The organism is Soonwooa purpurea (assembly GCF_053891095.1).
This window is the reverse complement of sequence record NZ_JBSSMA010000002.1, coordinates 182,020-194,179: the sequence shown is the minus strand read 5'-3', so window position 1 is coordinate 194,179 and position 12,160 is coordinate 182,020. Positions and strand designations below refer to the sequence as shown.

Sequence of the window (12,160 nt, the reverse complement as noted above, 5' to 3'; positions counted from 1 at the left end):
TTATTGTTATATTACTTCTATATCACAACGTGACCTAACTTGATAAGTCTTTCGTGGTTGATGATTTTTATATTTCTACCTTCCACCAGAATAAGTTCATCTTGTTTAAATTCAGAAATCAAACGGATAGCGCTTTCTGTAGCAGTCCCGATAAGATTTGCAATCTCTTCACGGGTCAGCGAAATATTAATAAAACCTTCTGGATCTGTTCCTAATTTTTGTTCTAGTAAAATAAGAATTTCGGCTAATCTTTCACGAACAGTTTTTTGAGCCAAAAAAGTAACTGTATTGGATGACTCTCCTAGTTCGAAAGCTATTTTTTGCAACATTGCATAAGATAACTTCGCATCAACTTCTAATAAGTGAATGAAAAAATCGGCTGGCAAAAAAGTGACTTTCAAAGGCGTCATGGCTTCTGCTTTAGCTTGGAAGTTTTCCCCACACAAGAGTGATCTATAACCAATAAGATCGCCTTCTTTACAGAATCGGAGGATTTGATCCTTTCCGTAAACTCCAGATTTTGAAAGCTTTGCAGTTCCTTCTTTAATAAAATAGACGCCTTGTGGAGCTTCTCCATCCTCGAAAACGGTTTCGCCTTTTGCGAATTCCAAATCTTTAAGTTCGGCTACTAATTTTTCATAATCTTCCGAACTTAAACTATTTCTAAAAGACTCTCTGTTAAAGGCTTGGATAAAGTTTTGCTCGATAAGTTGCTGTTGTTCAAGTGACATACGAATGACATTTATCAGCAAAAATAAGACATTCTACCTCTAAAAGCAAAGTTTTTTGACGTAATTTTGTAAGCTAAAACAATCATGCCACATGTCAGAAAATTGCTTTCACTGCGGTCAGCCTATTGAAAAAGAGCGCATTGAGTTTGATGAAAAATTATTCTGTTGCAATGGTTGTCAGTCCGTTTACGAAATCCTAAACCTACATAATCTTGGTAACTTTTATGAGTTTAATAAAAGTTCGGGGATACGACCAAATAGCGACGACCAGACGCAATTCGATTATTTGGATGCCGAAGATGTCTTCAACAAAATTGTTGATTTCCATGAAGGTGGGACAACTTTGGTCACTTTCAAAATTCCAGTTATACATTGTTCGTCTTGTATTTGGCTTTTAGAAAGTCTTAACACAATTAATCCGAAAATAAAATACTCGCAAGTTAATTTCACTCGAAAAACCGTACAAATCGCGTACAAAAGTGAAGAATTAAAACTGAGTGAACTCGCTCGATTTTTAACAAGCTTCGGCTACAAACCTGTTATTAATTTAGAAACAGCGGATAAAAAAAAGGAAACTCTTGACAAAAGTTTACTCGTAAAGTTAGCGATTGCAGGATTTGCTTTTGGAAACAGCATGTTTTTAAGCTTCCCAGAATACATCGGCGGCAACGATGTCTGGATGGAAAGTTACAAGCATCTTTTCAGAATTATGTTATTAATCTTAGCGACACCTGTGGTATTTTATTCCGCGCAAGATTATTACAAATCTGCTTGGTATGGCTTAAAAAACAAAATTATCAACATCGACGTTCCTATTGTTATTGGAATCATCATGCTGTACGGACGATCCATTTACGAAATCGCAACAGACTATGGTCCAGGGTATTTCGATACGCTTTGCGGACTGCTTTTCTTCATGCTTTTAGGAAAAACCTTCCAGAAAAGAACTTACAATACTTTATCATACGACCGCGATTATAAATCTTTTTACCCAATTGCGGTTACCAAAATAGACTTCAACGGAAAACAAGAAAACATTCTCTTGTCCGACCTAAAAGTGGGCGACAGAATTATGGTAAGAAATCAGGAAATTATCCCTGTCGATTCTATCCTAATAAAAGGGGAAGCCAATATTGACAACAGTTTCATAACAGGAGAGGCTGCTTTAGTTTCCAAAAAAGCGGGCGACAAGATTTTTGCTGGAGGGAAACAAAGCGGACCAATATTGGAGCTGGAAGTTATTAAAAACGTGGACCAAAGTTATCTTACTCAACTTTGGAACAAAGAAGCGTTCAAAAAAACAGAAACAGGGCTCGATACCATAACCAACAAAATTAGTAAGTACTTTACTATTGTTATACTAAGTATTACTGCCATCTCTGCCATCTATTGGTCGCAAGAGAATTTCGAAAAAATGTTCCAAGTGGTTGCGGCCATATTAATTATCGCTTGCCCTTGTGCCTTGGCTCTTTCGGCACCATTTACCTTTGGACATGTGATGCGAATTTTGGGAAGAAACAAATTCTACGTCAAAGACACTTTAACCATCGAAAAACTAGCTAAAATTGACAGCTTGGTATTTGACAAAACAGGAACTATTACCGAAAGTAAAAAATCAAATATCAACTATCATGGTGATACGATTTCTGAATTTGATTTAAGAAATATTAAAAGTTTACTTAAAAACTCAAACCACCCATTGTCCAAATCTTTATACGATTTCATTGAAATTGAGGACGATTATTTCCCTGTCGAAAACTTTGTGGAGATTTCAGGAAAAGGCTATTCGGCAAATGTGCGTGGTAAGATTTACAAAATAGGATCAGCCAATTTCACAGGACAACAATCTGGCAATTTGGAAACCGCAGTTTTCATCCAAGCTGGTAATGATTATTTAGGAAAATACACTTTTAAAAACGAGTATCGAAAAGATTTAAAACAACTTTTTTATAGTTTAAAATCCTACGAAATCAGCATTTTAAGCGGCGACAATTCTTCGGAAGAACAACAACTGAAAGCGATGATCCCAAATGTTAAAGAAATGCGTTTTAACCAAAGTCCAGAAGATAAACTGGAATTCATCCAACAGCTTCAAAACCAGCATCATAAAGTCGCTATGCTCGGTGATGGATTGAACGATGCCGGCGCCTTGAAACAAAGCAATGTAGGCATCGCAATCGCTGACGACACCAACGCCTTCACACCATCATCTGATGTGATTATGGACGGTGGAAAAATCCCAGAATTTGATAAATACTTAAAATTCTCAAAAGACGCTATAAGTATTGTAAAATTAACATTTGCAATCAGTTTATTCTATAATGTTATTGGGGTTAGCTTTGCGGTTATGGGGAAAGTTTCGCCTTTATTTGCGGCCATTATTATGCCTATCAGCTCTATAAGCGTTGTGGCTTTCACCACCTTGTCAACATGGTACCGTAGTACAAAGTATTTCAAGCTATTACGTAAATAAAAACTATTTAGATAAATTATAAATTAATTAAAATAAAATCATTCTGACCAAAGTCATTAATTTTAACTAAATTTGGGAACTTTATTTAGTTTAAATTTGTCTCACATATGGAGATTCTATATTTAATGATTATATGCAGCGTTTCTCTGGCTGTAGTTTTCTTAATAATCTTTATTATTGGGGCTAGAAAAGGACATTTTGAAGACGATGAAAGCCCTGCGGTTCGGATCCTGATGGATGACGAAATAAAAGATGAGACATTGGAATCTGAAGAAAAAGAAAGAAAAGATAATAGTGATTTGTAGATATGGAAACACAAAAGTTTAGTTATGACAATAGTATCGTAAAAGCTTTTTTGATTGCAACTGTAGTTTTTGGCTTGGTTGGATTCTTACTTGGGCTTACTGCGGCACTAATGCTTTTTTATCCGGAACTTCCTGAATATTTCTTAGGAACGGACGACCCGACAATTGCCAGTCTTAAGAGTGGGGATATGCAGGGATTAATCAACTCACATGGGGCATTTGGTTTCGGAAGAATCAGAATGTTGCACACTAGTGCTGTGATTTTCGCGTTCGTATGTAACAGCTTCTTTGCTGGGGCATATTACTCGATGCAACGACTTCTAAAAACAAGAATGTGGAGCGACACGTTGTCATGGATCCACTTCTGGGGATGGCAGATTATGATCGTCTCTGTAGTCATCACATTCCTTATGGGTATTAACACTTCTAAAGAATATGCCGAGCACGAATGGCCTATTGACATTTTAATTACGGTAATCTGGGTGATTTTCGGTATTAACATGTTCGGGACAATCGCCAAGAGAAGAGTTAGACACTTGTATGTTGCTATTTGGTTCTACCTGGGTACATGGGTTGCCATTGCAATGTTGCACATCTTCAACAACCTTGAGGTTCCTTTAACAATGTGGAAGTCTTATTCTATCTATTCTGGTGTTAAAGATGCATTAGTACAATGGTGGTATGGTCACAATGCTGTGGCTTTCGTATTAACAACGCCTGTATTAGGTTTGATGTATTACTTCTTACCTAAAGCAGCAGAAAGACCAGTATTCTCATACAAACTTTCAATTATCCACTTTTGGTCATTAATTTTTGTATATATCTGGGCAGGCCCTCACCATTTACAATATACATCTTTACCAGCATGGGCACAGGCCGTAGGAACAGGTTTCTCAATCATGCTAATCGCACCCTCTTGGGGTGGTATGCTTAATGGTCTATTGACATTAAGAGGAGCTTGGGATAAAGTAAGAGAAAATCCAATTCTTAAATTCTTCGTAGTGGCGGTAACATGTTACGGTATGGCAACTTTCGAAGGTCCAATTTTAGCAACAAAAACTTTAAATAAAGTTGGGCACTTTACAGACTGGGTAATTGGTCACGTACACTTAGGTGCTTTAGGATGGAATGGATTTATGGCATTTGGGGTTATCTATTATTTGGTACCTGTAATGTGGAGAACTAAATTGTACTCAACCAAAATGGCTAACTGGCATTTCTGGCTAGGGACTTTCGGTATTATTTTCTATGCCGTTCCTTTGTATATTTCAGGATTTACGCAAGGTTTGATGTGGAAACAATTCAACCCAGATGGAACTTTAGTTTATAAAAACTGGTTAGATACTGTAACGGCTATTTTACCATATTACAAGATGAGATTTGTTGGTGGTTTATTATACATCATTGGATCAATTTTGATGGTAGTTAACCTAATTGCAACAGCTAGACAAGGTTCATTCCTTAAAAATGTACCTGCTGAAGCACCTGCATTGGCTAAAACTGTAAAAGGTAGAAAACAAGGCGAAACCTTCCACCTTTGGTTGGAAAGAACACCTTTATATTTAACAATCGGAGCTTTCGTTGCTGTAGCTATCGGAGGTATGATCGAGATTTTACCAACAATATTTGTGAAAAATAACGTCCCTACTATATCAGCGGTTAAACCTTATAGTCCATTAGAATTAGAAGGTAGAGACATCTATATTAGAGAAGGATGTAACGCATGTCACTCTCAAATGATTAGACCTTTCCGTGACGAAGTTGTACGTTTCAATGGTAAAAATGGTCAATATTCTAAAGCTGGCGAATTCGTATATGACTTCCCATTCCTTTGGGGTTCTAAAAGAACTGGACCAGATTTACATAGAGAAGGCGGTGTAAGACCAGACTCTTGGCACTTCAAACACATGTATAATCCAAGATCAACATCGGCAGGATCTATCATGCCACGTTACCCTTGGTTAATTACAAATACGCTAGATACATCTTTGAGCAAAGCTAAACTTGAGCTTATGAAAAACTCACTAGATGTACCTTATACAAAAGCACAGATTGACTCCATAGATTCTTGGATGAATAATCAAGCCAATGCAATTGTTAAAAATATTTATTCTGAAGCAGCAGACGTTAAGGAAGAATTTGCTAAGCAAAAAGAAACGCAAGGTGCAAGTTTCGTACCGCTTGAAAAAAGAGAAATAACAGCTCTTATTGCGTACTTACAACGCTTAGGAACAGATATTAAGACAACTGAAGTAAAAACTGCGAGCAACTAATAATAATTACGAATGATTCCGCAAAGTTTTAAAGACATCGTTTCCAATGTAGAATATGCAGGATTTTTGAATACCCTGTCATTAATATTGTTCCTTATCACCTTTGTTGGTATTGCGTACTATGTATTCAACAAACCAAAAAAGTTTTATCAAGAACAAGAAAATGCGCCACTTGATGACGATATCGACATTGAGGAAAAAGAAGAAAAAGATGATAATAAAACTTCGCATTAAAACAATTTTAAGATCATGAAAAGAAGAACACCCGTATATATTAATATCCTTATTGTATTAGGATTATTGCTTGTCGTATTTTACATGTTTGCACAGACTTCAGAATTTTTCAAAACGAAATATTTCTGGGCAGCAACCATAGTAAGTATCATCGTAGTATTTATTCAGTCTGCGATTGGTGATTTAATTGAGAATGAAAAATTCAAAAAATTAACTGAAGAAGAGAAAAACCAATATCTAGCAGAAACAAAAGTCCCTTATTTCAAACATTTGTGGGCGTCTGCTTCTAAAAAACAAACCGCAAAAGAGGAAGAGGATATCCTTATCGACCATGGTTTCGATGGAATTATGGAACTTGACAATCAATTACCAAAGTGGTGGTTAGGTCTATTCTATTTCGGTATTGCATATTGTGTATTGTATATTGTTTCTTTTAGCTTTACAGATTTTGCTGACCCAGATGTCGAGTACAACCAAGAACACAAAGCACAGATTGCTGCTGTCGAAAAGTATCTAGAAACAGTACCACAGGCAACATTGGAAACCGCTGTTTTCACGGAAGATCATGTTGAAGAAGGTAAAGCTATCTTTGAAACAAACTGTGTGGCTTGCCACATGGATGCAGGAAAAGGAGGTATTGGTCCAAACTTGACAGACAATTTCTGGATTAATCAACCGGAAAAAACCTTATACAAAAGTATTTTCCACGTTGTGTACAATGGTAGTCCACACAATCCAACGATGCAAGCTTGGGGACAAAATGGCGTGCTAACTGGTAATGATATCGAAAAAGTTTCGGCTTATGTATATCATATCAACCAAGAGCAAGCTCCTATTACACAAGCACAGGGCGGCGCTGCACCACAAGGTACAGAAGCGAACTGGGAGAAATAGATTTTAAGAAAACCATATAAAAGAGATTGTCTAAATATATCAGTTCTTTCGTAAATTGGACTGGTATTGGAAAAAGAATTAATTCTTTTTTCGGGCAATCTCTTTTTTTATTTATAAAAGTTATGATATGAGCGACTCTAACAAACCTGTTATCGGTGGGCAAGGCCAAATCGTTGAGGCAGAAACCTTTAGAGATTCTGTCGGAACGATGGATAATACTGGAAAACGTAAATGGGTATTTCCTAGAAAACCAAAAGGAAAATACACCAATTACAGAAATGTAGTCAGTGTTATTCTATTAATTATTCTATTCGCGGTTCCATTTATAAAAATTAATGGCAATCCATTCTTGATGATTAATATCCTGGATCGTCAATTCTTTATTGTTGGACAACCATTTTACCCTCAAGATTTCTTTATTTTAGCTTTAGGCGCAATTGCTTCTTTAGTATTCATTATTTTATTTACAGTTGTTTTTGGTAGAATATTTTGTGGATGGATATGTCCGCAAACTATTTTTATGGAAATGATTTTTAGAAAAATTGAATATGCCATAGAAGGTGATAGAAACAAACAAATCCGACTAGACCAGCAAGCTTGGAATAGTGAAAAAATATGGAAACGCGGACTCAAATGGTCGATTTTTATTCTGATTTCTGTTATCATAACGCACTTCATGTTCATGTATATCGTAGGCTACGAGGAAGTTTTCAAAATCATGAAGGAAGGCCCATTTGCACGACCAACTAATTTCTTGGTGATGATTATGTTCTCCGCAGCATTTTATTTTGTATTTGCGTGGTTTAGAGAGCAAGTCTGTACCTTAGTTTGTCCTTATGGAAGATTGCAAGGTGTCTTGATTGACAAGGAAACTATCAATGTATTCTATGATTATCAAAGAGGAGAAAACCGCTCAAAATGGAGAAAAGGAGAAGATAGAAAAGCCGTAGGAAAAGGCGATTGTATAGATTGTCACCAGTGCGTTGTGGTATGCCCAACAGGTATTGATATTCGTGATGGTCAACAACTAGAATGCATCAACTGTACAGCTTGTATTGATGCGTGTGACGAAGTTATGGAGAAAGTAGGCCTGCCAAAAGGGCTTATTCGCTATGCATCCATCAACCAGATTGAGAAAAAAGAAAAATTCAAGTTTAACAATAGAATGAAGATTTCTTCTGTTCTTTTAGTTTTATTGATGGTTTTCTTAGGGTTTTTACTTAACAATAGAGGAACAATGGAGGCCAAATTTTTAAAACCTCCTGGATCAACTTTCTTCCTTCGTGATGGCAAAATAACAAACACTTACAACTATACTTTCCTTAACAAATCGAATGAAACAAGAACCGTTACGATCAAAGTTATTGAACCACAAAATGGAACAATTAGCGTAAGTGGAGGTAACAAAATTATCATGAAAAGAGATGCAATGATTAAAGGAACCATCAATGTAAGTTTCCCAGAATCTCAAATTAAATTATCAAAACAAAACCTAAGCATCGGGGTTTATGATATGAATGGAAAATTGTTAGACTCTTTCCAGACTTACTTCGAAGGTCCATTCAAATTCCAATTTTAAAAATAAAAAAAATGTTGAAGAAATTATCGTGGGGACATGGAGTCGTTATCGCGCTAGGTAGTTTTATTGTATTTATTTTGTATCTAATTTTAGTATTTCCTATAGGAAAGCAAAATGCAGAAATGATTTCTGACAATTATTACGAGGAAGAACTCGTCTATCAAGATGTTATTGATGCCAAAAAAAATGCACAACACCTGGAGATAAAACCCATTTATTCCCAAGATAAAAACGGTATAAAACTTCATTTCCCTTCGGAAAGAAAAATCGATAATAAACAAATCGACATTGTACTCTTCCGCACGGATGATTCGAATCTAGATATCCATAAACTAGAACGTCTTGATGGCACCAACTCCATGTTGATACCAGCAAAAGTTTTGGTACCTGGTTCTTACACTTTAAAAACAAAATGGAAAGAAAATAACCAATCCTACCAGATTGATTATGATGTATTATGGAAATAGCATTGCTTTTATCCGCCTTGTTACTGGGATTTGCTTCAGGTTTTCATTGCATTGGCATGTGTGGACCTATCGCACTTTCCATGGGATTATCGCGGCAGCAAAAAGTCAACTTCTATCTCCAAAATTTCACTTATAATTTTGGAAGAATTATCACTTATTCTTTATTAGGTGCTATTTTAGGACTTGTTGGTGAAAGTTTTCATTTTGCAGGCTTACAAACTTCTCTTAGTATTGGCGTTGGTATTTTGCTGATTGTAATGGCTCTATTTTCTTTTGGCGGAAAAGATTTTGCTACAAAAATTCCTTTTGTCAACAAAGCCTTATTAAAAGTAAAATTAAAACTGTCAAAACTACTAACCAAAGCTGATTTGTCATCGCGATTTACCACAGGCCTTCTTAATGGTCTTTTGCCTTGCGGCATGGTGTATATGGCTTTAACGGCATCTCTAGCAGCTGGCGGAATTTGGCAAGGTGCTTTGTATATGTTATTTTTCGGATTGGGTACTTTTCCTTTTATGTTTGCAGTTGTTGTTTTGGGGAATTTTTTAAGCCAAAACATGCGTTTAAAATTGGTAAAATTCGTGCCAGTTGTAATGATTATTTTGGGCGGACTTTTCATTCTACGCGGTTTAGAAATCGGAATACCTTATCTTTCCCCGAAAAAAGAAGCATTACAAATTAAACACCATCAACACGGTAGTGATCCCAACGACCATACATTATGTCATTAAAATTAAAAAACTCCCGAAAATTCGGGAGTTTTTATTTTACTAGCAATGTCTTTTAAAATGTGACATCTGCAGTTTCTTTTCCTTTTTGGAAGTTAACAGTTTTCAGGTTTCCTTTATAAGAAATGTTGACGATATTAACTTGTTTTGGATAAACACTTGTTAATATTGAGTTTTTAATTTTCAAACTAGAAACATCGCTAACACCAGAAGCTTCATAATAAACGAAAACAGATTCGCCATTCACCTGACTTCCTGTAAAAGTTAATACTTTGCTACTCCCATTAACAGCGATAGCAACATTAGCATTAACATATTTTTTAACCTCTGCATCGAAGCCTGTTGTGTTTGGGTCAATATTAAGCGCTTTAGAAATGTGGGATGTACTTAGCTTAGTTGTAAATTTTAAGGTTTTGCTACCTTCTACAAATTCAACTTTTGTCATCGATGAAAACATCTCCAATCCTGTAAAACTCATTGCAATAAGCAAGAATAAAACCCCAAAAATGTTGAAATACTTTTTCATAACTATTGATTTTTAAAATTTGGTCAAATAACATGCCATCAGCCAATTTTAGAAATTGACGTTCACAGCATATTTGTCATAGAATGCTTTAATGTGTGCCACGGCATCATCTGCTGTATCTACAACTCGGAATAATTGTAAATCCTCTTCATTGATTAGCTTTCGTTCTACCAATGTGTTTTTGAACCAGTCCAAAAGTCCGCTCCAAAAATCTGAGCCTATCAATACAATAGGAAAACGTCCAATCTTCTTGGTCTGAATTAAAGTTAAAGCTTCAGACAATTCATCCAAAGTCCCAAAACCACCTGGCATGACAATAAATCCTTGAGAATATTTTACAAACATGACTTTTCTAACAAAGAAATAGTCAAAATCGAGGTTGTAACCTTTATCAATATACGGATTGAAATGTTGTTCAAACGGTAAATCAATATTAAGCCCAATAGAAATACCATGTCCAAAAGCGCCTTTGTTACCAGCTTCCATTATACCAGGACCTCCACCTGTGATAACGCCAAAACCTATTTCGGTAATTTTGGTTGCAATCTCGATCGCCATGTTGTAATAATAATCGTCTTTTTTTAATCTGGCAGAACCAAATATCGAAACGCAAGGTCCTATACGTCCCATTTTTTCGTAACCATCTACAAACTCAGCCATCACTTTGAAAACCATCCAACTGTCTTTGGTAATGGTTTCGTCCCAAGTTTTTCGTCTGAAACTTTCGTGTAATCTTTTATCTAAGTCTTTGCTATCGTCAATCATAAAAATAATTTTTCTGCTTGTTGTATAGATTCGGGTTTTCCGACATCTATCAAATTCGCGTTATGTTCGTAACCTATAATTTTTTCGGTCATCATCATATCAAGATATTCATCCATTATTGAAAATTTTCCGTTTCTCGTTATTTTTTCAAAGATAGATGTATGCACACAATGGATACCGCTAAAAGCTAATTCTCTGAAATTATCATTATCACAAGCCATTTTAGTTTCGTTAGTTCCAAGGTTTTTCCAGCCTTTCAAAATCATTTCTTTATCAAAAAATAATTTTCTTGAGCTTTGTCTGTCCGAAACGGCTAATGTAACAAAGTTATTGCTGTCCAAATGGAATTTTAAAAAATTAGAAATATTGAGATCTGTTAAGATATCGGCATTCATAATGAGGAAACTCTCTTCCGATGATAGTAAGTCTTTTGCAAAAACCAAACCACCGCCAGTTTCTAATAATTTTTCTCGCTCATCCGAAATTTCAATATTGGCACCAAAATTATTTTTTAATTCCAAAAATTCAATGATTTGCTCTCCAAAATGATGAACATTGATAACAAAATCATTGATACCATGTGATTGCAAATACTTGATATTTCGTTCCAATAAAGGAATTCCGTTAACTTCAGCTAGCGCTTTGGGATGAAAGTTGGTGAATGGTTGAAGTCTTGTCCCCTTCCCTGCCGCAAAAATCAAGGCTTTCATTAAGCTTGTGACTTGTTAAGTTGTGGTTGCTCATCATGCTGAATTTTGATATCAACCTTCGGATATTTTTCTTTGATAAATTCAGTAATTTTCAATGCAGAATATACCGAGCGGTGCTGTCCGCCTGTACACCCAAAATTGATTTGAAGATTTTCAAAACCTCTCGCCAGATAATCATCAATATTAATAGAAACAATAGATTTTACAGCGTCTAGGAACGAAGGCATCTTTGTGTTTTCTTCTAAATATTCTTGAACTGCAACATCATTTCCAGTTTGAGATTTGTATTCTTCAATACGTCCAGGATTGAGAATTCCTCGACAATCAAACACAAATCCTCCACCATTTCCAGAATCATCTTTTGGGATTCCTCCTTTTTTATAGGAAAAACTATGGATCTCAACCGTCAATTTATTCGACATACTACTATTAATTTTTGTAAAAATAGTTTTTTTAATTTGCTTCGCGAAAAAAG

General features: G+C 35.6%; 13 protein-coding genes. 8 read left to right on the top strand and 5 right to left on the bottom strand.

Features of this window, described 5'->3' with window-relative positions; translation table 11 throughout:
* Positions 1 to 17 precede the first annotated feature (17 nt).
* On the bottom strand, positions 18 to 731 hold the full coding sequence (locus tag ACVFVN_RS02735; protein WP_165135687.1) for a Crp/Fnr family transcriptional regulator: 714 nt from the start codon (positions 729 to 731) through the stop codon (positions 18 to 20).
* Positions 732 to 822: 91 nt separating this feature from the next.
* On the opposite strand from ACVFVN_RS02735, the gene ACVFVN_RS02730 reads away from it, so the two are divergent.
* The 8 genes from ACVFVN_RS02730 (at position 823) to ACVFVN_RS02695 (ending at position 9,687) form a co-directional block, all read left to right on the top strand.
* Complete coding sequence (locus ACVFVN_RS02730; RefSeq protein ID WP_456234074.1) at positions 823 to 3,204, top strand: heavy metal translocating P-type ATPase; 2,382 nt, start codon at positions 823 to 825, stop codon at positions 3,202 to 3,204.
* A 107-nt stretch (positions 3,205 to 3,311) separates the two neighbouring features.
* A complete protein-coding gene (gene ccoS, locus ACVFVN_RS02725; protein WP_456234073.1) occupies positions 3,312 to 3,509 on the top strand; it encodes a cbb3-type cytochrome oxidase assembly protein CcoS in 198 nt (65 codons plus the stop codon).
* A 2-nt stretch (positions 3,510 to 3,511) separates the two neighbouring features.
* Complete coding sequence (gene ccoN, locus ACVFVN_RS02720) at positions 3,512 to 5,782, top strand: cytochrome-c oxidase, cbb3-type subunit I (RefSeq protein ID WP_165135678.1); 2,271 nt, start codon at positions 3,512 to 3,514, stop codon at positions 5,780 to 5,782.
* A gap of 12 nt (positions 5,783 to 5,794) precedes the next feature.
* Positions 5,795 to 6,016, top strand: a complete 222-nt coding sequence (locus tag ACVFVN_RS02715) for a cbb3-type cytochrome oxidase subunit 3 (RefSeq protein ID WP_456234072.1) — start codon at positions 5,795 to 5,797, stop codon at positions 6,014 to 6,016.
* A gap of 15 nt (positions 6,017 to 6,031) precedes the next feature.
* Entirely contained in the window at positions 6,032 to 6,910 is an 879-nt protein-coding gene (locus ACVFVN_RS02710) for a cbb3-type cytochrome c oxidase N-terminal domain-containing protein (RefSeq protein ID WP_456234071.1), read from the top strand.
* Between the two features lie 127 nt (positions 6,911 to 7,037).
* Positions 7,038 to 8,489, top strand: a complete 1,452-nt coding sequence (ccoG, locus tag ACVFVN_RS02705; protein ID WP_165135670.1) for a cytochrome c oxidase accessory protein CcoG — start codon at positions 7,038 to 7,040, stop codon at positions 8,487 to 8,489.
* An 11-nt stretch (positions 8,490 to 8,500) separates the two neighbouring features.
* Positions 8,501 to 8,956, top strand: a complete 456-nt coding sequence (locus ACVFVN_RS02700) for a FixH family protein (RefSeq protein ID WP_185670486.1) — start codon at positions 8,501 to 8,503, stop codon at positions 8,954 to 8,956.
* Positions 8,947 to 9,687, top strand: a complete 741-nt coding sequence (locus ACVFVN_RS02695; RefSeq protein WP_456234070.1) for a sulfite exporter TauE/SafE family protein — start codon at positions 8,947 to 8,949, stop codon at positions 9,685 to 9,687. The genes ACVFVN_RS02700 and ACVFVN_RS02695 overlap by 10 nt, the downstream gene beginning before the upstream one ends.
* Before the next feature lie 52 nt (positions 9,688 to 9,739).
* On the opposite strand, the gene ACVFVN_RS02690 is transcribed toward ACVFVN_RS02695, so the two are convergent.
* Genes ACVFVN_RS02690 through ACVFVN_RS02675 form a run of 4 tightly spaced genes read right to left on the bottom strand, consistent with a single transcriptional unit; the run spans position 9,740 to position 12,107 of the window.
* Complete coding sequence (locus ACVFVN_RS02690; protein WP_456234069.1) at positions 9,740 to 10,210, bottom strand: DUF6702 family protein; 471 nt, start codon at positions 10,208 to 10,210, stop codon at positions 9,740 to 9,742.
* 48 nt (positions 10,211 to 10,258) lie between these two features.
* Positions 10,259 to 10,975, bottom strand: a complete 717-nt coding sequence (locus ACVFVN_RS02685) for an LOG family protein (protein ID WP_165135661.1) — start codon at positions 10,973 to 10,975, stop codon at positions 10,259 to 10,261.
* Positions 10,972 to 11,685: a nucleotidyltransferase family protein gene (locus ACVFVN_RS02680; RefSeq protein WP_456234068.1), complete on the bottom strand. Its 714-nt coding sequence runs from the start codon at positions 11,683 to 11,685 to the stop codon at positions 10,972 to 10,974. The genes ACVFVN_RS02685 and ACVFVN_RS02680 overlap by 4 nt, the downstream gene beginning before the upstream one ends.
* Positions 11,685 to 12,107 (bottom strand): RapZ C-terminal domain-containing protein, encoded by a 423-nt coding sequence (locus ACVFVN_RS02675; RefSeq protein ID WP_456234067.1) that lies wholly within the window; start codon positions 12,105 to 12,107, stop codon positions 11,685 to 11,687. Before ACVFVN_RS02675 ends, ACVFVN_RS02680 begins: the two co-directional genes overlap by 1 nt.
* Positions 12,108 to 12,160 lie beyond the last annotated feature (53 nt).

What these genes read in the sequence shown, in the direction of transcription:
- ACVFVN_RS02695 (WP_456234070.1), top strand. Translation starts at nt 8,947, where the DNA reads ATGGAAATAGCATTGCTTTTATCCGCCTTGTTACTGGGATTTGCTTCA.
- ACVFVN_RS02710 (WP_456234071.1), top strand. Translation starts at nt 6,032, where the DNA reads ATGAAAAGAAGAACACCCGTATATATTAATATCCTTATTGTATTAGGA.
- ACVFVN_RS02685 (WP_165135661.1), bottom strand. Translation starts at nt 10,975, where the DNA reads ATGATTGACGATAGCAAAGACTTAGATAAAAGATTACACGAAAGTTTC.
- ACVFVN_RS02700 (WP_185670486.1), top strand. Translation starts at nt 8,501, where the DNA reads ATGTTGAAGAAATTATCGTGGGGACATGGAGTCGTTATCGCGCTAGGT.
- ACVFVN_RS02715 (WP_456234072.1), top strand. Translation starts at nt 5,795, where the DNA reads ATGATTCCGCAAAGTTTTAAAGACATCGTTTCCAATGTAGAATATGCA.
- ACVFVN_RS02680 (WP_456234068.1), bottom strand. Translation starts at nt 11,685, where the DNA reads ATGAAAGCCTTGATTTTTGCGGCAGGGAAGGGGACAAGACTTCAACCA.
- ACVFVN_RS02730 (WP_456234074.1), top strand. Translation starts at nt 823, where the DNA reads ATGTCAGAAAATTGCTTTCACTGCGGTCAGCCTATTGAAAAAGAGCGC.
- ACVFVN_RS02735 (WP_165135687.1), bottom strand. Translation starts at nt 731, where the DNA reads ATGTCACTTGAACAACAGCAACTTATCGAGCAAAACTTTATCCAAGCC.
- ccoG (WP_165135670.1), top strand. Translation starts at nt 7,038, where the DNA reads ATGAGCGACTCTAACAAACCTGTTATCGGTGGGCAAGGCCAAATCGTT.
- ccoN (WP_165135678.1), top strand. Translation starts at nt 3,512, where the DNA reads ATGGAAACACAAAAGTTTAGTTATGACAATAGTATCGTAAAAGCTTTT.
- ACVFVN_RS02690 (WP_456234069.1), bottom strand. Translation starts at nt 10,210, where the DNA reads ATGAAAAAGTATTTCAACATTTTTGGGGTTTTATTCTTGCTTATTGCA.
- ACVFVN_RS02675 (WP_456234067.1), bottom strand. Translation starts at nt 12,107, where the DNA reads ATGTCGAATAAATTGACGGTTGAGATCCATAGTTTTTCCTATAAAAAA.
- ccoS (WP_456234073.1), top strand. Translation starts at nt 3,312, where the DNA reads ATGGAGATTCTATATTTAATGATTATATGCAGCGTTTCTCTGGCTGTA.